The 23,742-nt window shown below is 45.9% G+C and carries 14 protein-coding genes; 6 read left to right on the forward strand and 8 right to left on the reverse strand.

What is annotated here, in order from left to right; translation table 11 throughout:
- The 3 genes from ACRBG0_RS10715 to ACRBG0_RS10725 all read right to left on the reverse strand — a co-directional run.
- On the reverse strand, positions 1-583 hold a 583-nt coding region (locus ACRBG0_RS10715; RefSeq protein WP_431486888.1), incomplete at its 3' end, for a hypothetical protein.
- A gap of 44 nt (positions 584-627) precedes the next feature.
- A complete protein-coding gene (locus ACRBG0_RS10720; protein ID WP_431486889.1) occupies positions 628-1,311 on the reverse strand; it encodes a response regulator transcription factor in 684 nt (227 codons plus the stop codon).
- A gap of 17 nt (positions 1,312-1,328) precedes the next feature.
- Complete coding sequence (locus ACRBG0_RS10725) at positions 1,329-2,363, reverse strand: sensor histidine kinase (RefSeq protein ID WP_431486890.1); 1,035 nt, start codon at positions 2,361-2,363, stop codon at positions 1,329-1,331.
- Between the two features lie 322 nt (positions 2,364-2,685).
- Between ACRBG0_RS10725 and ACRBG0_RS10730 the strand changes: the two genes are divergently transcribed.
- Positions 2,686-5,724, forward strand: a complete 3,039-nt coding sequence (locus ACRBG0_RS10730) for a CotH kinase family protein (protein ID WP_431486891.1) — start codon at positions 2,686-2,688, stop codon at positions 5,722-5,724.
- A gap of 19 nt (positions 5,725-5,743) precedes the next feature.
- On the opposite strand, the gene ACRBG0_RS10735 is transcribed toward ACRBG0_RS10730, so the two are convergent.
- From ACRBG0_RS10735 to ACRBG0_RS10750, 4 genes are all read right to left on the reverse strand, one after another.
- The gene (locus tag ACRBG0_RS10735) at positions 5,744-8,779 is read right to left on the reverse strand and encodes a hypothetical protein (RefSeq protein ID WP_431486892.1); all 3,036 of its coding nucleotides are present in this window, start codon (positions 8,777-8,779) and stop codon (positions 5,744-5,746) included.
- Between the two features lie 302 nt (positions 8,780-9,081).
- On the reverse strand, positions 9,082-9,432 hold the full coding sequence (gene rplS / locus ACRBG0_RS10740) for a 50S ribosomal protein L19 (protein ID WP_020534387.1): 351 nt from the start codon (positions 9,430-9,432) through the stop codon (positions 9,082-9,084).
- 197 nt (positions 9,433-9,629) lie between these two features.
- Positions 9,630-11,891 (reverse strand): PKD domain-containing protein, encoded by a 2,262-nt coding sequence (locus tag ACRBG0_RS10745; protein ID WP_431486893.1) that lies wholly within the window; start codon positions 11,889-11,891, stop codon positions 9,630-9,632.
- Positions 11,892-11,895: 4 nt separating this feature from the next.
- Complete coding sequence (locus ACRBG0_RS10750; RefSeq protein WP_431486894.1) at positions 11,896-14,163, reverse strand: PKD domain-containing protein; 2,268 nt, start codon at positions 14,161-14,163, stop codon at positions 11,896-11,898.
- Positions 14,164-14,577: 414 nt separating this feature from the next.
- Here ACRBG0_RS10750 and ACRBG0_RS10755 point away from each other — a divergent pair, with 414 nt between their 5' ends.
- Complete coding sequence (locus ACRBG0_RS10755; RefSeq protein ID WP_431486895.1) at positions 14,578-15,177, forward strand: L-threonylcarbamoyladenylate synthase; 600 nt, start codon at positions 14,578-14,580, stop codon at positions 15,175-15,177.
- Positions 15,178-15,309: 132 nt separating this feature from the next.
- Here ACRBG0_RS10755 and ACRBG0_RS10760 read toward each other — a convergent pair whose 3' ends face one another.
- On the reverse strand, positions 15,310-16,608 hold the full coding sequence (locus ACRBG0_RS10760) for an ABC transporter permease (protein ID WP_431486896.1): 1,299 nt from the start codon (positions 16,606-16,608) through the stop codon (positions 15,310-15,312).
- 98 nt (positions 16,609-16,706) lie between these two features.
- Here ACRBG0_RS10760 and tyrS point away from each other — a divergent pair, with 98 nt between their 5' ends.
- The 4 genes from tyrS (at position 16,707) to ACRBG0_RS10780 (ending at position 23,700) form a co-directional block, all read left to right on the forward strand.
- Complete coding sequence (gene tyrS / locus ACRBG0_RS10765; protein WP_431486897.1) at positions 16,707-17,981, forward strand: tyrosine--tRNA ligase; 1,275 nt, start codon at positions 16,707-16,709, stop codon at positions 17,979-17,981.
- Between the two features lie 74 nt (positions 17,982-18,055).
- Positions 18,056-20,104, forward strand: coding sequence for a hypothetical protein (locus ACRBG0_RS10770; protein ID WP_431486898.1), 2,049 nt, complete (start codon positions 18,056-18,058; stop codon positions 20,102-20,104).
- A gap of 5 nt (positions 20,105-20,109) precedes the next feature.
- The gene (locus tag ACRBG0_RS10775; RefSeq protein WP_431486899.1) at positions 20,110-20,895 is read left to right on the forward strand and encodes a PhzF family phenazine biosynthesis protein; all 786 of its coding nucleotides are present in this window, start codon (positions 20,110-20,112) and stop codon (positions 20,893-20,895) included.
- Positions 20,896-20,979: 84 nt separating this feature from the next.
- Positions 20,980-23,700 carry a gliding motility-associated C-terminal domain-containing protein gene (locus tag ACRBG0_RS10780; protein WP_431486900.1) on the forward strand — a complete coding sequence of 907 codons (2,721 nt, stop codon included), beginning with the start codon at positions 20,980-20,982 and terminating at the stop codon, positions 23,698-23,700.
- Positions 23,701-23,742 lie beyond the last annotated feature (42 nt).

Genomic DNA, 23,742 nt, shown 5'->3' on the forward strand with positions numbered 1-23,742 from the left:
AGCTTAGGCCCAGCAACCAGGTCAAATTATCCTGAAACCATTTGGCCATACCACCGGCAACTTGATCGGCTCTTACTCCCGCAGCTGGCGTAGGTTTAACTACAGGTGTAGAAAGAGCACTTGCCTGGGGCTTACTTGCAGGGATTTTTTCAACCCGACTGCGCTGAACCAACTGGCCTTTTACCGGCTGGAGCCCAAAGGATTCAATATTGAAATTTTCGCTTTCAGCGACGAATTGTAGTTGCTGTTCAAAATTCCGAAAGAAACGTCCCACTCCTGGAATTTCAACAATCTCTTTTTGGGCCAATGATTTCTTGATGCCCTCTACACGTGTACGGAGCCACGCTTGGGTAGTACTAAGCGTCCAGCCATTTTGCTGTTGTAAGTAATCGATCAAAATGCCATCATCCAAGACCAGGTTTTCGTTAAAACGAACGGCTTTAGTGGGCGCACTCACCTGCCCTTGCACTTGGTCAACGAGCGCTGGAGCATGCGTTAATTCAAAACTGCCCAGCCCCGGTATATTGAGGCGGTCATGTTGATATAATAAGTCTGCAATGTATTTACCTAATTCTTCCTGCATTATCCAGCTGTTGAAGCCCTCAAGATAAGGAACTTCGCTGGATTTTAGCCAATAAACTTATAACCAACCCCCCTCACGGAAAGAAAAAATTCAGGCGCCCGAGGGTCTTCCTCGAAGTATTTACGGAAGGACAAAATGAAATTATCAATGGTCCGGGTACTTGGGTAAACATCGTACCCCCAAACTGATTGCAAAATTTGCTGGCGGCTGACGACCTCTCCTTTCCTGTCAATCAATAGCTTGAGCAGCATTGCTTCTTTTTTCGTCAGGGTAAAAGTTCCAGGATTTCCTTGTGCTTCAAAGGTCGCAAAGTTGATAATGTTCTTGCCAAAAGTATACATCTCGGCGCTTGCCTCAGGTGCTTTACTCGTCCGCTGAATAAGGCGCTCTACCCTCAGCAGCAGTTCTTCTAAATTGAAAGGCTTCACCAGATAATCATCTGCGCCTTTGCGCAAACCGGTAATCCGATCCTGAGCAGTATCCTTTGCCGTAAGGAAAATAATGGGTACATCTCTGTTCGTCAGGCGTACCTGTTCACATATCTGAAAACCATCTACTTCTGGGAGCATCACATCCAGAATAAGCAGATCAAAATGTTGCTCCTGGGTGTATTTGAGTGCTTTTTTCCCATCAGCTGCCGTAACAACTTCGTAATCCTCCAGCTCTAGATTGAGCTTTACCGTCTCGCGGATATTTTCTTCGTCTTCAACTAGCAGTATTCTCAACATAAAATTATAATTCAGATTTAAACAACAGGCAAAGAGGATTGCTCTTTTTTGACTGTCGCAATAGGAAGCGTAATGGCGAAAACAGTTCCTTGGGGTTGGTTATCCCTCACCTTGATGGTTCCGTGATGCGCTTTTACCAATTCCTTTACGATGAATAACCCCAATCCCGTACCTTTTGTTTTACGGGTATCTTCACTACCTACCCGAAAGAATTTTTCAAACACCTGTTTTTTATCTTGCCCACGGATGCCAATGCCTTGATCAGCTACTTCCAAGCATAGTTGATCCCCCTGTTGGCGCAAGCTAACGACGACTTTTGCTGGCGGAGAAGAATACTTTAATGCGTTCTCTATCAGATTAATAACTACGGAGGTTAGGGCTTGGCGATCACCACTTACATGAGCTAAAGAAGTACTGGCCGAAAAATCAATTTCCGCTTCTGGATTTTGCTGGCTTTGTTGCAAAACAATACGTTCTACCAATTCCTCCAAAGCCAAAGGCTCTTGATGAAACTGATAAGCACTTTCAAGTCGGGCAGAAAGGAGCAGGTCTTCAACCAGTTTATTGAGCCGGTCTGCTTCCTTAATTCCACGCATGCTCAACATTTGCCGTTTATCCGGTGGCAACTGATCGCCGCGCTTGGCTATCGTTTCCAGCGCCAAGCGAATCCCCGCTAATGGCGATTTCAACTCATGTGTAATGGACAAAAGGAAGTTTCTTTGCTGCTTCGAAGAGGCCACCTCTCGTCGGTAGCCCCGATAAATAACGTAAATCCCAGCAAGAAGGCTCAGCGACAAGAAAATCGTTTCCCCCATGATCATTCGTTCCTGTTTACGGTAAGAAGTAACCAACTCCTGATAACGCTCAGAGACGTAAAAATCCATCGGCGATTGGATCACACCTTCCGCAGCCATTCCTATTTGCTGAAGCTCAATTTTTGCATGAAAAGCATCCCTGTTTTTGGTAAACAACAGGAAAGACCACCAGACAAAGGCCAACAACATGTACCCCATAATGAAGTACGTAAGAAATCGAAGGTGACGGTTTTGCATAATTCAGATGGTAATACGGCTTAACTTATTTTCTGCTGTTCCTAAGGGATACTTATATCTTCCAATTAACTTCAGGAACAAAGGCATACAAAGATAGTGTATCACCAGACGCTTTTATTCAGCAAGATGTAATGTTTTACCTTTAGCATTGGTTAAAAATTAACTTCCCGCTTTTTAGCTGGAATAAACTCATCCCGACTTTTAGTACGGGATCGTTTATTACTTCACTAAAAAGCGAAAGTCGGAAATTAATTATTCGACCGTTATTTTAGGTATTAACTTGTGCAATAACACGTTTTCTACATTTTCAAATCCAGTACAAATGAGTTACCATATTTTAGGTAGTGCTCTTTCCGTTTTACTATTCTTCACGGTCCTTCCTTGTAGCAGCCAACCCATTCGTATCAATGAAATGGTAAGCTCTAATGACACGTATCTCGATGAAGATGGTGATACGCCTGACTGGTTTGAGTTACGCAACACATCTACAGAGGAAGTTGATTTAAACGCATGGACCATTACCGATGACCCCGATCAGCCCGATCGTTGGTCTTTTCCCAGCTTTACGCTACCCGTTGATGGTTACTTAAGAATATGGGCATCCGGAAAAGATCGTTCTACTTTTAGTTTGGCCAGAACGATCATTTCTCCTGAAGACCAATTCCGGTACATTGTTCCAACCGCTGCTGTCGACCCAAACTGGCGAACCCCAGGCTTTGACGATAGCGATTGGGAAAGTGGCAGCGCTGGATTTGGCTATGGTGACGGGGATGATGCGACGATCATACCCAACGGATCAGCGGCTGTCTTTCTTCGCAAATCCTTTTCATTTGAAGACATCAATACCGTAGAAACCCTTTTATTAGATATTGATTATGATGACGGCTTTGTTGCTTTTTTAAATGGAATCGAAATCGCCCGCGCCAATATAAATGGCGACTTTCCGGCGTTTAACGCCTTGACTATTACCGACCGTGAAGCAGAAATATATCAGGGTGGTCTGCCTATAAAGTTTGAGGTAAGCGACTTGGAAAATCTTCTCCAGCCTGGAGAAAACATTCTGAGTATTCAGGTTCATAACGCGACCGCCTTTTCCTCTGATCTGTCTCTAATCCCCTGGCTGACCGCCATTTTCAACACTTCTACTACCGAAGGAACCCCGCCACCTGCCTGGATGGATATCCCCATGTCTAGTTTTCATACCAACTTCAAAATTTCAGCAGCTGGGGAAACACTTTATCTCTTCAATCAGCAAGGCGTATTTGTTGATAGCCTAAACGGAGGCGTCTTCCCAAGTGATGTGTCTAAAGGCCGGCTTGTTGACCAACTCAATGAGCTTCGAATTTTCCAAACCACTACTCCTGGGGCTGCCAATTCTAGTAGTGGATTTTTAGGGGCCTTAAGCTCAAACGTTATTTTTTCTACGCTGGGTGGAACAACACCTGCCCCATTTTTTCTCACGCTGAGTGGTGCCGGCCCTCAGGAAGAAATTCGGTATACACTTGATGCCTCTTCTCCTACTCCAAACAGTTCACTCTATACTTCTCCACTAAGTATCGCGAACAATACGGTTGTACGGGCCGCAATTTTCAGAGAAGAATACATTCCCTCTACTGTTCAAACAGAAACCTACCTTATCGGTGTAGAACATGATTTACCGATAATTTCTTTGGTAACAGATCCCGATAATTTTTTCGATAATGAAACGGGGATTTATGCCTACGGCGATGATTACAGCCCCAACTTGCCCTATTACGGCGCTAATTTCTGGGAAGACTGGGAACGCCCTATTCATTTTAGTTTCTATGAAACAGATGGCCAGCTGGGGATTTCCTTCAACGCCGGCACAAAAATATTTGGAGGATGGAGCCGATCAAACGACCAACGCTCATTATCCATTTTCGCTAGAAACCAATACGGTACTGGAGAGATCGATTACCCGCTCTTTCCTAACTTACCTTATGATGAATTCGAGTCCATTGTGTTGCGCAATTCAGGAAATGAATGGTTGGGTACAAATTTCCGAGACGCTGCCCTTACAGGTCTTCTTCGCGATGCTGATCTCGAAACCCAAGCTTATCGCCCTTGTGCCACCTACCTGAACGGGGAATATTGGGGCATGTATAACCTTCGCGAAAAGATTAATGAACACTTTGTCGCCTCCAAGCATCAAGTGGACCCTAACGAAATAGATTTGCTCGAATTTGATGGAGGTATTGTTGAAGGTAGTAATACTGACTACCTCAACCTCATAGCATTTGTCAACAATAATGATTTGAGCAACGACAATCTTTTTGCTCAGGTCGAAGAGGAGGTTGATATTGAGAATTACATCCTCTACCAACTGTCTCAAATTTATTTCGACAATACCGATTGGCCCGGAAACAACATAAAATACTGGCGTTCGCCCAATAGCAAATGGCGATGGATACTTTATGATACAGATTTCGGTTTTGGTACCTGGAATTATTTCAGTTACCTAAATAATACCTTAGCGTTCGCACTGGATAGCGACGGCCCTAGCTGGCCAAATCCACCTTGGTCGACAGCACTCTTTCGGAACTTACTGGAGAATACCGGTTTTAAACACCGCTTCATTAATCGTTTTGCTGATGAGATGAACACCCGTTTTCTTCCTTCCCGAGTTGTCGAGCACATCGACACACTACAGGCGGCTATCAGTAATGAAATCCCACTACACTTTCAACGCTGGGGAGGAGATATCGACGCTTGGCAGGGCAATGTAAATACAATGAAAAACTTTGCTCAGGATAGGCCTGCTTTTATGAAGCAGCATATTCTCGGAGAATTCAACCTCCCTGCCTATCATAGCGTAACCTTGATTAATCAAACGCCTCAAAATGGCTGGGTACAATTAAACAGTCTGGAAATTCAGGAAGAAAACTGGTCAGGAGATTATTTCCAAAATGTCCCCATCACCCTCACGGCGATAGCAGAACCTGGTTATTCTTTTGTCCGCTGGACAGGCGATGTTATGTCTACCAATCCTCAATTGGTACTTAATATCACAAATCCTACTCAAGTAGAAGCGGTGTTTGTGGAAGACGTTTCTGCCGTTTCAGCAGTGAGAGGTATCAAAGCCTTCTCTTATTACCCTAACCCTTCAAAAGAAGCCTTAAATATCAATTTTGAACTCGCAAGAAGACAATCCTTACGAGTAGCGCTTTATGACCAAGAGGGCCGGCTTGTAAAGTTGCTCTTCAATGGCCAAATGAACGCTGGGCAACAACGGCTCCGTTACACTTTACCATTATTGCCCAGCGGCAGTTACTACCTAGAGGTCTGTAACGAAGAAAAGGAATGCTTAAGCCAGCAGTGGATAAAAATCCAGCAATACTAAGATAAACAGGAGTGTTTTTTTAATTATTCCCGTTTCCGTTCTGCTCTTGCAGTGCTTTTAGCTTTTGTTCAGCTACTCGTATTTCTTCTTGTAAGCTTCGCAAACGCTCCTCGCCGGTCGTTATTTGCTGACGAATTCTTTCCTTTGCGGCTTCCGCATTGGCCCGTTCGGTAGCAATCGCAGTGGCGTTATCTTCCTTTATTTTGGTCACTTGCTCGGTAGCTTGTCGACGAGCTTCATAAATAGCCTCGGAGCTTTCTGTACGGGCTACGGCGAGTTCTTCCTGTAGCCTTTTGCGCTCTGCTTCCGCTTCCGCTGCGTATTCTGCTTTTTTTGTAGCGGTCTCTTCTCTTGTTTGCTCCAATTCTTGGCGGACACGATCCCGGAGTGTTTGCATTTCCAGTTCTGCCCGTTCACGAGCTGCTGCGATCCGCTTAGCAGAAGCTTCTTCTTCCTCTTCCGCTTTATTTCTCGATTCCTGAATGCGCTCGCTCGCTGTGCGCTGGGCAGCGGCGACAGCCTCCGCTTGTTCTTCACGCACCTTCTGTAAAGCACTATTCGACTCTTTGCGTGCATCAAGGACATCCAGTGCCAATCGCTCCTTTTCCTGTGCCGCATTCTCTCTGGCTAACTTTACTTCATTAACCATGTTTTCCTGCAGGGTAGCCTTTTCTTGAGCTATTCTTTCCCGCTCGGTCGCCAAGCTATTAGCCAGTTTTTGCCGCTCGGTCGCAGCATTTTCGCTCGTCTCTTTTACCTTTTGAGCTTCCTCCTGCCTTACCGCAGCTATTGCTTCAGCGGCCTGACGGCGTGCTTCGGCCACTTCTGTAGCGGATTCTTCTTGTATTCTAGAGGCTTGCTGGCGAGCAGTAGCAATTTCCTGGGCTACTTTTTCACGTTCGGCTGTAAGTTCACGAGCTGCTCTTTCGCGGGCTTCCTGAATCTCAGAAGCAGAAGCCGTGAGCATTTCCGCTTCGCGATCTTTAGCATCCTTGATAGCAGCAGCAGCTTCAGCCTCGATCTGCTTCCTTCTTTCTGCCGATTGCTGTTGTGCGGTATTTACTTCCTGTGCATAGCGATCCTTGGCTTCAGCAGCTTGTTCCTGAGTGGCTACGACTTGCTGTTCCGCAGCAGCACGAGCAGCAGCAATTTCTTCCTCCGCTTTTTTGCGGGCAGCTTCTACTTCAGCGGCAGCGGCTTTTTGAATTTCTTCCTTACGCAAGCGGGCCTCAGTCAGCTCTGCTTGGGTTTCTTCCTGAATACGATTAATTTCTTCCTTTGCACGAGCACGGGCAGCTTCTACTTCACTAGCTATTTTCTGTTGCTCGGCAGCCGAACGCTCCCTGGCATCAGCTACCTGTGCAGCTTCTTCGGCGTTGATCGAAGCGATGCTTTGGCTAGCTCTTTCTCTGGCAGCCTGTACCTCGGCAGCAGCTTTAGCCTCTTCAGTCGCTACGGCCTCTCTGCTAGCAGCTATTGCTTCAGCAGAAGATGCCTGGGTATTACTTACCTCATTGGCAGCCTTTTCACGCTCTGTAAGTACTTGCTGGCGAATATTCTCTACTTCGCCAGAAGCACGTTCACGGGCCTCGGCGACAGATACCACCGCAGCTTCTTTCTCCTTGGCAGCATTCTCTCTTAACTCTGCCAGCTCTGCTGTATTTTGCTGTTCCACCAATGCTTTTTGCTCGGCAGCTTTACGGCGTGATTCTGCTAGCTCAAAAGCCAGTTTTTCCTTTTCGAGCACGCTGTTCTCTCTGATCTGAGCGATTTGCCCGGCCGTTTCTTCCTGAATTCGTAGAATTTGCTCGGCAGCAGTTTCTTTCGTTTCCACAACTTCTTCTGTTGTTCGGGTACGTTCAACCTTGGCCTGCTCACGCGCTAGCTGAATTTGTTGGGCAGTTTCATCTCGTATACGCTGTAATTCCGAAGAAGAGGTTTCTCGGGCACCTGCGATTTCATCGGCATAAGCCGTTTTCGCCTCTGCCAACCGCTCGCGGACAGCTTCCAGTTCTTGAGCAGCATTGTCACGGGCTGTTTTAACTGCTTCCGCAGATTCAACCTGGGCACTTTGAATGGCATCTTGCGCACGAGAGCGAGCAGCAACTACCCCTTCATTGATTTCCGACATTTCGTTATCTGCCCGTTGGCGAGCCGTTTGCACCGCTTCGGCGGAAGAAGCCTGAGCCTCGGTAATAGCAACTTGTGCCTGCTTGCGAGCGGCCAGTACTTCATCAGCAATCTGCTGTTTTTGCTGAGCAGCTTGTTCTCTGGCTGCAGCTACCTCTTCCTGAAGGTTGCGCTTTATTTGATCTGCCTTACTACGTTCTGCGGCAATTTCGTCCCTCAATTGACTCTTGGTATCCGCCAGTTGCTTGCGCAAATCCACCAATTCATCATCAGAAGTAGGCGCTGAAGGCGTAGCACGGCCGGTATTAGCTAATCCACTATTTGCTGCTGCTGTAGAAGAGGTACGAGCCCCCGGATTAGCCGACGGGATCAACAAACCAGCCTCTCCTTTATCAACGACTTTATTAGGATCAAGTACTTCATAAAAACAGCGGGCCAGGCTGTTGAATTCTTTCAATCGATTTGGCGTCAGCGAGAACTTCCTCATCTCATTGCTGATATTGTTCTTCAAATAGATCGTGGTAATATTATTTTCCGAGAACCACTGCAACGCCGTCATATCAAGCTGAAGAATATTTGTTTGCACTGGTATTCCCCCTCGGCGTTCCATTTCTCCCATACCAATGAATCGATAGCTTCGACGTACCTGGTTAGCATCCATAAAGATGACCTCATCGTCCTGATTGAACTCTACACCTCCACTGGATTCCATAGTAGCAGTGATACCTTTATCGTCTGAACTCAACATGATTGCATAGGAGTAATTCCCCCTAACAACGACTGTCGTCTGATCTGAACGTAAAACATGAGTACCTCCAATGACCGCATTGTGAGAGATATACTGTTCACAGTTTTGCGCAGCTAATGCTGAATAAAGGCTACTGAATAGCAACAAGGCAAAGAGAATAGTTGTGGATTGCTTCATATGAGGGTAGTTTAAAAACCAAAGGCGTGGATTAACCATAGACATCTGTATACCAATTACTGACCCTAATGAACCATCTTTCGAAAGTCATTGGAATCAATTGTGAAATTTAAGCAATTTCAGGGATGATTTGGTACTGGGGAAGAGAAAAATAGGAAGTTAAAGGCTATTGGATAACAATATATTGATCCAACGAATTCAAAACGCACTGAAAAAATTATTATTGTTTTCCTAAAACAAGGAAAGCCGGATCAGTAAACTGATCCGGCTTTCTCTACAGCTATGCTGTAAAATAACTGCTATTAAAGACGACGACGCTCTTTGATACGCGCTTTCTTACCCACCCGATCACGCAGGTAGTACAAGCGGGAACGACGCACTTTACCGTGCTTGGTAACCTTAATCTCAGCAATATTTGGAGAAGAAATAGGGAAAATACGCTCAACACCTACTCCATTGGAAATCTTACGCACAGTAAAAGTACGAGTAGAACCCTCACCTTTAATCTGAATAACATCTCCACGGAAGTCCTGAATACGCTCCTTGTCTCCTTCGCGAATTTTATAACTTACAATTACGTTGTCACCGGCGCGAAAATCGGGTAGATCGCTGCTGGGAGTCAACTGTTCGTGTACAAATTTAATGGCATCCATTCTTTGTCCTATTTTTTTAAGCCTTAGCGTGTACGGATCGAACTCAGAGGTTTATTGCTTAATTTTAATGCAGTCCTTCTTGCCAACAATTATGCCTTTCAGAGACACTGCAAAAAACAATAAACATGCTTCATTTCTCAAACGATGGGCAAAGGTAAGACTTTTAGTTGTAAAACAAATGTTTTAAGATGAATTTTTCATCGAATCAAGGTAGCATACCCTTTCATTTCAATTGGTTCTCCTCTTGGGCCCTTAAACCTCACAACAACAAGGTATACGCCAGGAGGAGCCTCTTGGCCTACATTGTTTTTCTGGCCATTCCACGCAGCAAGTGGATCGTTGGTCTCAAACATAGGCTCTCCCCAACGGTTCCAGATCATAAATTGAAAGGCCGTTGCTCCTTCCAAAAAGCCTTTCCCTCGGAAAGTATCATTCGTTCCATCGCCGTTAGGCGTAAAAGCATTGGGCAAGTAATAGCGGATTTCCGGAATTACATCAATAACAGTCTGGACGGTATCCGTACAACCGCTTGGGTGCGTAACTACTTGGGTTACCAAATAAAGGCCTGTATCAGGGAAAACAAACAGCGGACTTGGCAGAGCACTTCCTGGATTAGCACTAAAATCCCAATTCCAGGCTATAGCTCCTTCCGACTCATCGGTAAACTGCACCTCCGGAAACAAGTTGCTTGGCTGGTCCGGAGCATAGGAGAACCCTGCAACAGGGGAAGGTAAAACAGTAATCAGACTATTAAATGTCGTATCGATCTGGCATCCTAAAGGAGATGTTATATCCACACTAACCGTATACACTCCCGGATCTTCATAAGTGTGAAATGGGCTAATAGCACTACCAAACTCACCATCTCCAAAATCCCACACAATAGAATAGGTTGTGTCAATTGGAAATGATAAGTTGTCAAAGAAGATTTCCGCAGGCTGGCATTCAATTTCTGCGCTGGGTGCAATGACAATCAAGGCCGGCACCGGGTAATAATTAAGAATTTGTGTCGAACTGGCAACGCATTCATTTGTATCCTGAACGGTAAGGGTTATAGGAATATCACCAGGCTGCTGGTAAATATGGTCAGGATTTTGCAAACCGCTATTTTGTCCATCTCCGAAATCCCAATTCCAATCCGTCAAACAACAAGATCCTGTTTCTGAAAGGTCTGTAAAACTAACAGGCCCAGCTACACAAGTATCATAGGCAAAACTAAAATCTGCCTCAATAGCAGGGTAAATATTTACAAAAATCCTGGCAGTATCTCCACAATCGGTATTCTCATTTAGAATGAGCTGCCCTTCATAAGTTCCTACGCCTGGAAAAGTAATACTCGGATTCCATTCATCAAAAGTCTCCACTTCACCACTACCTACGTCAAACGTCCACTCAAAATTATCAATATAGGCTTCCTGAAAACTCTGATTAACGAGGTCTATCGTGTAATCACCACAAGAGTTCACCACAAACTCCTGATCGCTAATTTGTATATCTTCTTCAATATCGGCTACTACCGTAGGGTCACAGTTGGCAACATTGAACTGAAAATCACGGAAAACCTTACTTAGCAAAAGACCATTTCGATACTCTGAGACACAAACCCCCACTACGAATTGCCCCTCAAACTGAGGCGTACCCGTAATCATCCCTGTCATGGGGTCAATACTAATCGAAGGAGATCCGCCCATTGGGCTGGTAGCCGTATAGTTAGGGGCCTGAAAAGTGACCGTATTATATGGTGGAGGGCAAGCCGGGATAGGGTTGGCGCCACTACAGGTATTGTAAAACAATGGATCAAGATCAGGGCCGCCTCCTAAAAGTGGTGCACAAAATTCGTAAACGAGCATATCTCCATCAGGGTCAGTAGCTGAATGGTCATAAGCCAAAGGCGCATTGTTGCAAATAATGATCGGAGGATAAGTATCAAAGGAAGGACTGCTATTACAAACCAATTGTGCCGTAGGCGTCAGTTCTATCGTATAAGTTGCTCCGGAATCATCGGGGTTAATGATATTATTGATAGTCTCATTACGACAACAGCGCTGGTAGGATATAAAATAACTGTTGCTAGAGACGGGCAAATCAAGGGTAAATATGTAAACACCTTCCTGTCCACAGACATTAGGAGGAATAAGACAGGGGTAATCTGGTTCTTCAACAAATGACTGAGAAGAAAGGGGCACACTCACCGACCCATAGGGCTGTGCTTGCGATTGCCCTTCACAATTATTGGCGCTGCTGCAACGGTAAATCCCAATTTCAGCTGAAGGATCCAACTGTGCACACATCGTACAGTTGCAATCCCGGTATACGCGCAGCGTGAATTGATAGCGATTATTACCTAAACACTCGTAGGACATCACGCCTCCTATAATGTGGCGAGCCTGTAACAGCGGTAAGCCTACCAGCACCATCATTACCAATAATAGAAAACTACGTATCCTACGGTTCCTCATATCTCTACCTAATTAAAGTAATCATGCCTTTGTAATCCATTTTTTCTCCTCGTGGGCCAATTAAAATCGCCTCGTATAAATACATACCTGGTGGCTGATCACGACCAGTATTGTTTTTTTGGCCGTTCCAGCCCCTTAGGGGATCTGTACCCGTAAAGAGTGGTTCGCCCCATCGATTCCAAACCTTCATACTGTAGCTTTTAAAACCCCGAGTAAACCCTTTAGGTTTAAAATCATCATTCAGGCCGTCCCCATTCGGAGTGAAAGCATTAGGAAAATAAAAGGTTATCTCTGGTTTAATATCTACAAACTGTGTCAATGAGTCAACACAACCACTGGGGTGGGTCACAACCTGAGTAATGTAGGCTTGACCAGTATCTCGGAAAACATGAATTGGCTCAGGTAGTAGACTGGTTGCCTCTCCGTTAAAATCATAAAACCAACGATAAGCTCCTAATGATTCATCTACAACCTGAAGCTCCGATGCAAAATTAGTCAGCAGGTCAGGTGTAACACTAAACCCAGGCGTAGGCGCTGCTTCCATGAGTATTAAATCTGTAAAAGTGGTATCCGTTGTACAGCCCAACGGGCTGGTAATGGCCAATGAAACAGTATAAAGCCCCGGCGTTTCGTACAAATAGGTAGGACTTAAATCCTCGCCAAGCCCCCCGTCTCCAAATTCCCAATCAAAGATGTAAGTATCATTAATAGGAAAACTAAGGTTGTCAAAAAATATCTCTGCCGGCACGCATCCTCGAAATTCACTAGGAGAAATAACAATCAAATCCGGCACAGGAAAATAGCTCAGCACTTGGGAGCTAACATCCACACAACCATTCTCATCCCTTATTTCTAGTTCTACATTATAGGCTCCCGGATCAACGTAGAGGTGATTATTTTGAAAAACATCCTCTGCTTGCCCATTTCCATAGCGCCATTGATTAGAAACGATAGCCTGGCTCCCCAAGCTCGTACTCAGGTTGGTGAAATTAACAGCATCAGCTACGCAGGTATCATATTCAAAGGCAAATTCACTTTCTAAACCTGGAAAAATATTTACTAATACCTGAGCAGTATCTGTACAGCCCGTAGATCCCGGATTCACGACCATTATTCCCTCATAAGTTCCCACACCAGGAAAATCATAGGTAAAATCACGGTCGGCCCCTTCAATCGAATTAACGCCTAGCGGAAACAACCATTGATAACTATCAATAAAAGCCGGTAGCCCCGACTCGTTGGTCAATGTTACCTCTGTTTCCCCACAAGAAGAAACCACATAGATATCCCCTCCTACAATCGAGTCGCGGTCAATTTCAGCGAAGACCGTAATTTCACAGCTGGTCACGTTGAATTGAAAATCCCTACGGACAGTACTCAATAATACACCGTTACGAAATTCCGATACACAGACACCAACGACGAACTGGCCCTCAAATTGAGGCAAGCCTGTCATTAGCCCCGTAGTACCATTCAGTTCAAAATCAGCTCCATCTCCCAAGGGGCTGGTCGATGTGTAAGTTGGTGCAAGAAAGATGACATTATTAAAAGGAGGTGGTAAATCAGGATCAGGCGCTACGCCATTGGGATCGCCCCCTCCACCACTGTTGCCGCCGCCTAAATAAGGGCTACAAAATTCGTAAACCAATTGGTCTCCATCGGCATCAGTTGCCGAAAAATCATACGAAAATGGCTGCCCAGCACATAAAATAGCAGGAGGATAATCCTGAAAAGAAGGCGAACTATTACACAACGATTGTGCTTCAGGAGTAAGCTCTATCGTGTAGGTGCTCCCTGATGATTCTGGTGACAGGATATTATTGATGGTATTGTTTCGGCAGCAGCGCTGATAGACAATATGGTAGGACTCTCCCACTCTGGGCAAATCCAACTCAAAGGTATAGGTCCCCTGCTCTACACAAACATTCGAGGGTACGACGATACAAGGATTCCCAATATTTTCTTCAATATCCACTTGCTCAACCACTGGTGCCTCCAGATAGTATACACCAAACTGATTACTGCCTTGATAAACAGTAATGTGCATATTGACAAAAAAAGTAGGGCTATCAAATTCTGATCCCCCACTTTGGCAATCTCTGAATACATTAATCGTGAATTCGTAAGTATTGGAGTTAGGGTTACCAGTGCTAACGCCTAAACAGTTGTAGGTAATTTCGCCGCCAATCAGGTGGGCAGCTTGAACTCCGTGCACAATACAAAGCAGAGAGATCATCAGAAAGAAACGGTGTGTAAGGTAGTTTTCTCGCAAAACGCTATTTTTTAAAGTTAACAAAACAATACAGCCGGAAAAAAAAAGTTCATATAGGCGTAGATTATCAACTCGTAGTATTAAACAGCTCCCAAAAGCTAATCGGTATGTATTAACATACCTAAAATTGTTTTACAACTCGCTTATCCCAAAGACAGTCGCTGCATTAATCGTGCTAAAATAGGTAATATACCTACAATCCGGCGGCTTAATTTCAGGTTCGTAACATATTGGACATTTCCAGCCATTACAAAGGCTTGAGTGTATGGTCAATAAAATGACTATGCTAACAAACTAAGTATAGGCTTAGATACGTTTTTCGAGATGCTTTCTCAGGATGAACCGCACCTGTGTGCCCCCAGTTATTTAGGGCAGTAAATGCACAGTGTAGCAACAAACTATTTGAATATGCTCATGACAACTACTCAACAAGCTGCCAGTTTTATGATTCAACGCTACGATCTGGAAGGAGCGGCGGCCGTGCTTGAAAATGAAGGACTACTTTTATTACCCACCGATGCTTTGTGGTGCGTCGCCTGCTTGGCGGATGACCCCGTAGCTATTGAACGGTTAAAACGACTCAAAAGAGGACAGGGTGAAACGACTTTTGAAATTCTTTTCTCTTCGTTGGAAATGCTCAAGGAACACGCTCCCAGACTTCATCCGCGTCTTGAGACGCTACTCTCTTTTCACTTTCGCCCACTAACAATCCTCACAGAAGCCGGGCCCCACATTCGATCTAACAGTCTACAGCCCGATGGCCGAATGGCTGCCAGAGTAGTACGCGACCAGTACTGCAAAGGTCTTATCAAAATGATGGGCCGGCCACTAGCCACCACTGTCGCTCACTTTGACAACAGTCCCTACCCCGATCATTTCGGGAGAGTCCGTTCTGATATTATAGGATCAGTGGATTACGTCGCTAAATATAGACCACGCGAAGCCAGTACAGGAAGACCAACCATTATGGTACAATTGGATAATAATAATGAGTTGGAATTTTTGAGGGACTGAGTTTGAGGTCGGAAAGCGGAATTGGGAAGTCGGAAGTAACTAAGTACACGAAGATAAATCAGGATTACTCACCTTTAGCTCATTCATTTACTTCCGATTTCTGATTTCCCACCTCCGACTTGAACAAAAAGCTTACTTAAACCGAATCGCCTTCACCGGATCAATCCGGGAAACGAGGTAAGAAGGAAGGATGAGGAAAAGTAAAGTAATGACCAACGTTCCTATATTTAGGAGTAAAACACTCCCCCACTGGATTTTGATTGGCGCAACCGAGAGATAATAATTGGTTTCATCCAAAGTGATCAGACCAAACGTATCTTGAATATAGCAAAGGCCTAGTCCTATGAGGTTGCCCCAGAAAAGTCCTACCAAAATGATATATCCAGCATAGTAAAGGAATATCCTCCGGATAGACCAGTTGCTCGATCCTAATGATTTGAGCGTACCGATCATGTTGGTGCGCTCTAGGATCAAAATCAGCAAGGCTGTAATCATATTAATGATTGAAACGACTAACATCAAGCCAATTATCACCCATTCGTTTACATCTTGCAGATCGAGCCAGTCGAAGATGGCGCGCATTTTTTCCTTGATACTTTCTGCATAGAGGCTATCAGGTAACTCCTCATAATAAATGTATTCCGTCAGGGGGCCGAGGTCATCAATATCGTCAACAAAGACCTCAAAACCAGTAACTTGCTCTTCTGTCCAACCTAGAATTTGTTGAATCTTCCGTATATCTACAAGTGCAAACTGCCGGTCATACTCTTCAAGGCCGGTACGGTAAATTCCCTCTACCGTAAATCGACGCTCTAGCTGTTCATACCTACTGGAAACGAAAAAGACCGAAAATTTATCACCTACCTTAAGTTTCAGACGATCTGCGGTATACTGCGAGATCAAAATACCATTGCCCATTGTTGAATCGGGCATAGAGAGCGGCTGGCCTTCTTTCAGGTATTTATCCAGAAATTGCCAGTCAAAATCATGTCCAATTCCTTTTAAGATAATTCCTTCGAGTTCGTCATTGGCACGAATGATCCCCGAGTAAAGCGCATAAGACTGAATGTGGCGAATACCTCCATTGGTCTTCGTCTCCCGTTGTACCGTTTGGCCAAACCAACGCTCATGAGCAAGGTAATCAACCTGCCCTACCGAAGCAATATCTGGATAAAAAGGCTGATTAAGATCAACAGGATAAACTTCTGTTATAGATCGACTTTGATTGGGATGTGTAATATGGATATGCCCCCAAAAGCCAAAAATCTTTTCTGCAATTTCCTCCTTAAACCCAGCGATCAGCGAGGATGCCAGGATCATTACCGTCATACTAACTGCTACAGCAATCACCGCGATCCGAATGATCATGCGAGAGAAAGATTGGCCACCACCAGTGGCTACTTTACGGGCTATGAAGTAGGAGAAATTCATATTGGCGCGAATATACAGGAAAGAAATGGAACTCTGCTCTAAAGGCAATTGTTAACCCCGGAACAAATACTATATTTGCGGCGCTAAAAACAAGAACGATGGACTTTTTGAATGAATTACAATGGCGGGGTATGCTTCACGATAGCACTCCGGGACTAGATAACTTCCTCACCTCCGCGCCTACCACGGGTTATATAGGCTTTGACCCCACAGCCCCTTCTATGACCATTGGCAACTTTGTCCAGATCATGCTGCTCACTTTTTGGCAAAAATCCGGCCATCAGCCTATCGTACTTATGGGTGGTGCTACCGGACGCATTGGTGACCCTTCTTTTAAAGACCAGGAAAGGTCATTAAAGTCTTACGACGAACTGGATAACAACCTTGCCCACCAGACGAAACAGATGGAGAAGCTCCTCGATTTCGATGGCCCCAATGCAGCTATCCTCGTTAACAACCTTGACTTTTACCGAGAGATGAACATTTTGCAGTTTCTCCGTGATGTGGGCAAAACCCTGACGGTGAGCTATATGATGTCGAAGGACTCGGTAAAAAAGCGTTTGGAAACCGGCCTTTCGTTTACCGAATTTAGCTACCAGCTGTTACAGGCTTACGATTTCCAGCGACTCTACGAAGACCACGGCTGTCGGGTGCAAATGGGCGGCTCTGACCAGTGGGGGAATATTACCTCTGGTACAGAATTCATTCGTCGTAACCTTACCGATGCTAAAGCCTACGCTTGTACCACTCCATTGCTTACCAAATCCGATGGCTCTAAGTTTGGAAAAAGTGAAGCGGGTAACATTTGGCTTGATCCTGAATTGACTTCTCCTTACGAGTTCTACCAGTTTTGGCTCAACGCTGACGACCGTGACCTTCCTAAATTCTTGCGCTACTTCACCCTCAAATCACAAGAAGAAGTAGAAGCGCTGGAGCAAGAGCACGGTAGCAATCCGCGTCAGTTGAAAGCACTACTAGCCGAAGAGTTGACCGTAAGAGTTCACTCTGAAGACGATTTTACTGCCGTTAAAAAGGTATCCAACCTGCTGTTCAACAAAAAGGCAGGCGCCGATGATTTAAACAGTTTGGACGCGGCATCACTAAAAATGGTAGCCGGTGAAATACCTAGTTTCACTATCTCACGCGACTTGATCGCCAACGGCGTTTCTCTTATCGACTTGATGGCGGAACATACCACGATGGTAGCTTCCAAAAGTGAAGCTCGCAGAGCTATTCAAAACAACGCTGTAAGCATCAACAAAGAAAAGGTGAGCAGTGTAGATGCTACCGCCACTTCCGAGCACTTGTTGCACGGACGTTTCGTCATGGTAGAGAATGGCAAAAAGAATAAGTTCATTCTGATGGCAGAGTAGACCGTAGAATATATTTTTTATGCAAAAGGAGTTCGTACATTTACGGATTCCTTTTTTTGTTTAAAACAACTCACATGCCCACTGATCAAACGTATAGCAACTTCCAATCCGCTTGGATAGCTAATGGTGCGACTCAGTTACGAGCCTATGCCCAACAACAAACAAGTTTTGTGCACGGCCTACTTCCCGAACAAGCGGTGCAACTCAGTGGTCAAAAAGTTCTGGAAACGCTGGCTCAGCGACTAGGAGTAAATGCCTTGACAACCGCGCTAAATGCAAGTGCGACCTTTCCCAGCCCAATAGCTGACAAAACGGAGCCCGACTGGATCAGAAACGTCAACATGGTAGGCATCAATGTGCGCACTATTCAATCGTTTTGGAACGTCGTAAAATATGCACTGACGCTACCGGCCAGCCAGTCCAGCATCCATCTGCTGCCCATGTGGGAACCCGGCGTTGTCTCCAGCCTTTATGGTATGGCCTCCTGGAATATTAACCCCGAGTTTTTCAGCCAGGAACTTTACCACTTGGTTCCTCAATTGAATACGGTAGAGAAACAACTCAAAGTAGTGATCAACCTCCTCCACGCGATGGGCAAAACAGTGGGCATGGACGTCATCCCTCACGCCGATCGCTACGCCGAGATGGTACTCGCTCAGCCTCACTACTTTGAATGGCTCCAACGCAAAGACGATAAAATACTGGATCACTCCGCCAATTTGCACGAAAAAATCCAAGGCGCAATCATGTCGTGGTTGATCCGCAATGGCAGCGCTGATTTTGGCAAGCCCTACCCTCAAGAAATCACTGAATTCTACGGAGAGGAATACGGAGAAGAAGCACGCCTATGCACCCTTTTCGGCCAACCAGACCAGTACCAACAACGGCAAGACCGGCGAGCCAGCCTCGTGGATTGGCTCTATAGACTAGGCTACGAGCCCGTCCCCGCAACGATGGCACCACCTTACCGTGGCCTTGAAGTAGACCCTGACCCTGCGGCCCGCGTGGTTGATCATGCTGGCCGCGAATGGCGAGATTATCGCATCACGCAGCCCGAAAAAATGTCGCGGGTATTCGGCCCATTAAGTCGCTTTAAGTTTTATGAACGATTGAATAACAACCGCGACTGGGCCATTGACTTCACACAACCGCGCAAGTCTGTTTGGGAATACTTTTGCCAGCATTATGCCAATATTCAAGCTGCTTACAACCTGGATTTCATGCGTGGGGACATGTCTCATGTACAGATGCGGCCCGAGGGTGTTCCCACCACACCTGATGCCTTCTATGATCCGCTTGGCGCGGTAAAGGAGTACATCGGTAAGCAAGTGCCTTATTTTGGTTACTTCGCCGAAAGCTTTCTCGCGCCCCCTAATGTGATGGCCTATGGTGATGAAGTCGCTCATTTGGAGGCCAGCAAAGCCGATACTACCCTTGGAGATTTGCAAAGTATGGTCGTAGGCAGCCCGGAATTCATGGACAACTTCCATCGCTACCTTTCCATTGCGCAAGAACACGAGGTGGTGCCTAACTTCACGATCATGACGGGCGACAAGGATGATCCTCGCTTTGATCTTTTCTATCGGCATGGCAATGCAGCACGCCTGTTTATTGGGCTATTTTTACCAGCGCTCCCCTCCTACCAAGGCTTAGGTTTCGAGCAACGAGATATCCACCATGAACCTGCACCCAACGAGCATTATACCAAACTATACGTCTTTCACCTTGATGAAGGCCCCAAAGCCACTAGCGGCCCATATCAGTGGGGAAAAAACGGCGAGCTTTTTGACCAACTCTCCCGCATTCGTGCATTGAGCGAACAAATTTATCCGACCATAGAAGGCACCGGCACCCAATGGCTCAAAGCCCCCGACCCCAGCGGCAAGGATTTGCTCATCGCGTGGACACAGCAAGATAGGCCTACTCACCTTTTCATTGTCAACCTTGCCGAGGAACAAGTTGTAAAACCACGCACAGTGACCATACCCGAGGGAACCAAGCAAGCATTAGGGATTTTCTCTAGTCAAACACCTAGTTTCCATGAAAATGCACTGGCCAATGCCGGAGAAATCATCCTCATGAATCTACAGGCGGGTGAATGTCGTTGTTATGAATTAAAATAAGAAACATGGCTTTACGTATCTATCAAGTTGACGCTTTTCATCACGAATTACTCCGTGGTAACCCGGCAGCCATTATACCGCTTGACAAATGGTTGTCTGATGAAAAGCTACAAGCCATTGCTGGAGAAAATAACCTTTCAGAGACTGCCTTTTTCCTTCCTGAAGAAAATGGGGCTATCCCGCTACGATGGTTTACACCGAATAAAGAAGTACGCTTGTGTGGCCACGCTACCTTGGCCGCTGCCCATGTTTTATTCCAGGAAATTGGCCTGACAGCGAAAACCATTCGCTTTAGCAGTCTAAGTGGCATCCTCGAAGTAGAACGCCTTGAAAAAGGCTATCGCCTTAACTTTCCAGCGGATGCAGGAACTTCGATAAGTATTCCCCCGAACATAGAAAGTGCTTTAGGTATTTCCATTTCAGAAGCAATCATGGGTAATGACGACTTGCTTGTCATTGCCAGCAATCAGGCTCAGGTTGCTAAAATAACTCCAAATTTCAATGCCTTGATGGAATTTGATGTACGAGGAATTATCGTCTCCGCTCCCGGTGATGAGGTAGACTTTGTTTCCCGTTGTTTTTATCCCCGTTTTGGCATCAACGAAGACCCGGTGACGGGGTCAGCCCACACTTTGATGACGCCTTATTGGGCTAAAAAACTAGGAAAGCAATCTTTGGAAGCTCGCCAAATCAGCCAACGAGAAGGCATCCTTCATTGTACCCTCCAGGGTGACCGCATTTTACTGGAAGGGCAAGCCATTACTTATTTACGGGGGCAAATCTTTTTGTAAAAACGAAGGAAACAAGGTTACCTAAAGGGAAAGTTGTAGCAACGTGAGTAGGTTATTTTTCATGAACTCCCTAAATTCGTTGCTATGAAAACATTTATCGCGCTCCCACTCTTCTACCTGCTTAGCTTATCCGTGATTTTTGGCCAATACCAAGAACGCCATTGGGTGATGGGCAGGACTAATGCTCCGAGTAACACCACCAATGCCACCCTTGATTTTTTCCCTAATGGGCTAGCTCTTTACAATACGGCCCAAGCACCACCCAGCATCACTCCACCGCCTAGCAACATCGACGGCAACAACGGCTTTGAGGGCTGGGGCGTTGTCTCCAACCCAGAGACCGGCGACCTACTGTTCTACACCGACGGTGATGAGGTTTTTGATGCCAACCACCAAGACATTACGCCAGCAGGAGGATTAGGGGCCAACCCCTCTTCGTCACAAGCAGTAGTGATTGCGGTTAATCCAGTGTGCCCGTTCAACCAATATTATATCTTTTCCAATCCAACGGGTGTGTACAATGGCAGCACCAGCGGCCCCGTAACCTACCGGCTTTACACCGTAGGCGGTGGTTTCTCCCCTGTCACTCCGCTGCCAGGCCCCAATGGAAACCTCAGTGTTGGAGAAGGGCTACTCGTAATTCCGAGTAAAACGGATCCCTTTGTTTCCTGGCTGGTCGTACGCTTACTCGTTCCTACTGCCAATGGGTCTGATTACGTAGTATACCGTATTGATCCTAGTGGTATTTCGTTTAATGCCACTTATAATTTCGCTCCGGCTGTGACCAATAATCCTTATTCTCCCATTATGAACATGACCTACGTTGATGATGAAAGTGTTGACGATGTCATCGTAGGGTTCTCCGTTTCGGGCTCGCCTAGCCAGGTATTTACCAATACGTTCAATACCACTACAGGTGCTTTTAACGGTCAAGGTAACGTCGTTGCCTCCCTCTCTTTGGGCACCTTGTACGACTTGGAGTTTTCACCTGGCGGGAATTTCATCTATTATGCGTCCTATTCCCCCAGTGCCCTGTATCAAGTACCCGTAAACGGCGGCACCGCGCCCCAAATGCGAAATTTTGGCGGCAGCCTCAGAGGTGGTGGGCTAAAAAAAGCTCCCGACGGTTATGTCTATCACATTTACGATGCAGGTAACATAAATAATACCAGCAGGGTAAAAATCGGCCGCCTTGTACAACCCGAAACAGCCTATAACGGCTCCAATTTTAACGATCTGTACCAAGCTGATTTCAATAGTACCGTAAGCATGATCTACGATGATGTTTTTGCTTATAATTTCCCTGAGTTCGCCAGTGTCCCCAACTGGTCGGTGGAACTTACAGCCGAGGCAAACACACCTATTTGTCCGGGAACATCAACTCTCATTACCGCCAACGTTAATACCCTTGGGCAAAACATCCAGAGCTATTACTGGACCCTTGACGGAAATTTCCTGACAGCGCTTGAAACCCTGGAATTAGAAGTAGATCAACCCGGCGATTACCAAGTCAACTTAAACATGGAAGGAGGCTGCATAATTGTTTCTAATCTGATTACGATTGAAGGCGCAGATGCACCGCAAATTGACGACATCGCTACAACGGAGACCCCATGTGGTGGTGCTACTGGCAGCATCACAATTACGGCTAGCGGTGGCAACGGGCAGTTAAGTTATTCAATAGATGGCACGGATTTCTCTACTACAAATACCTTCTCCAACCTACCAGCAGGAAGCTACCTGGTTACCGTTCAGGATGAGCAGGGCTGTAACGTTACTCAGAACACGGAGGTTATGCAAACGCAGCCTGGCCCGAGTATTGATATGATTGACATGCAGGAAGCCTCTTGCCTAGATGGAGACGGCAGCCTGATCATTATCGCAAGTGGCGGTATGGGGCTCTTGCGATACTCCGTCGACGGCACTGCTTATCAATCCAGTAATACTTTTCCCAGTTTGGCCGCAGGAGATTATACCGTTTCCGTCGTGGATGCCATCGGATGCCTTACTACAGCATCAGTACAAGTATTACAAACAGATAATGGCCCGCAAATCATGGCTATCACCAGCCAACCCGCCAGCTGCCAAGGCAATGATGGTAGCATCAACATCCAAGCCAGCGGGGTAAATGGTAACCTAATGTATTCTCTCGACGGCCTGGCTTTTCAAACTGACAATCAATTTATTGAATTGGCCGCTGGCAGCTACAATATTGTCATAGAAGATGCAATGGGCTGTACCGCCAGCCAAATGGTGATAGTAGAGGCAGCAGTTGATCTTCCCGACATTGTAGCCTTAAATATCACTCGCCCTGATTGTAATTTAGACAATGGCGCGTTGGAGATTCAAGCAGATGGAGGCACGGGGACTTTGAGCTATACAATTACCGGAGCCACTCCACAAGCAGCTAATAACTTCTCCAATTTGACTGCGGGAACCTATAATATCTCCGTTCAGGATGAACTGGGTTGTGCCGTAGATTCGACCATTGTTCTATTGGAAGGCAACTGCCCTATTTATGTCCCCAATGTCTTTTCGCCCAATAATGACGGCGTCAACGATCGTTTCCAAATCTTCACCAATGGCGACCCTGGGACGCTGATTCAGCGCTTCCTCATCTTTGACCGTTGGGGGGAATTGGTCTACGAAGACAATGACATTGCCCCTTCTGAACAGAATCGCTTTTGGAACGGCACTTTTCGTGGCCAGATTATGGGAGCTGGCACTTACGTCTATTTCATTGAAGTGAGCTATGCAGATGGTTCGTCCGATATTTTGGAGGGAGATGTATTGTTATTGAGGTAGCAGGAGCACATTAGAATCAAAGAAGAACCACCTAGAAAACTT

The organism is Lewinella sp., assembly GCF_050633125.1.
Lineage (GTDB): Bacteria > Bacteroidota > Bacteroidia > Chitinophagales > Saprospiraceae > Lewinella.

Coding starts and splice junctions, on each gene's coding strand:
- ACRBG0_RS10745 (WP_431486893.1), bottom strand. CDS start 11,891: ATGAGGAACCGTAGGATACGTAGTTTTCTATTATTGGTAATGATGGTG.
- ACRBG0_RS10760 (WP_431486896.1), bottom strand. CDS start 16,608: ATGAATTTCTCCTACTTCATAGCCCGTAAAGTAGCCACTGGTGGTGGC.
- rplS (WP_020534387.1), bottom strand. CDS start 9,432: ATGGATGCCATTAAATTTGTACACGAACAGTTGACTCCCAGCAGCGAT.
- ACRBG0_RS10725 (WP_431486890.1), bottom strand. CDS start 2,363: ATGCAAAACCGTCACCTTCGATTTCTTACGTACTTCATTATGGGGTAC.
- ACRBG0_RS10735 (WP_431486892.1), bottom strand. CDS start 8,779: ATGAAGCAATCCACAACTATTCTCTTTGCCTTGTTGCTATTCAGTAGC.
- ACRBG0_RS10770 (WP_431486898.1), top strand. CDS start 18,056: ATGCCCACTGATCAAACGTATAGCAACTTCCAATCCGCTTGGATAGCT.
- ACRBG0_RS10775 (WP_431486899.1), top strand. CDS start 20,110: ATGGCTTTACGTATCTATCAAGTTGACGCTTTTCATCACGAATTACTC.
- ACRBG0_RS10720 (WP_431486889.1), bottom strand. CDS start 1,311: ATGTTGAGAATACTGCTAGTTGAAGACGAAGAAAATATCCGCGAGACG.
- tyrS (WP_431486897.1), top strand. CDS start 16,707: ATGGACTTTTTGAATGAATTACAATGGCGGGGTATGCTTCACGATAGC.
- ACRBG0_RS10755 (WP_431486895.1), top strand. CDS start 14,578: ATGACAACTACTCAACAAGCTGCCAGTTTTATGATTCAACGCTACGAT.
- ACRBG0_RS10780 (WP_431486900.1), top strand. CDS start 20,980: ATGAAAACATTTATCGCGCTCCCACTCTTCTACCTGCTTAGCTTATCC.
- ACRBG0_RS10730 (WP_431486891.1), top strand. CDS start 2,686: ATGAGTTACCATATTTTAGGTAGTGCTCTTTCCGTTTTACTATTCTTC.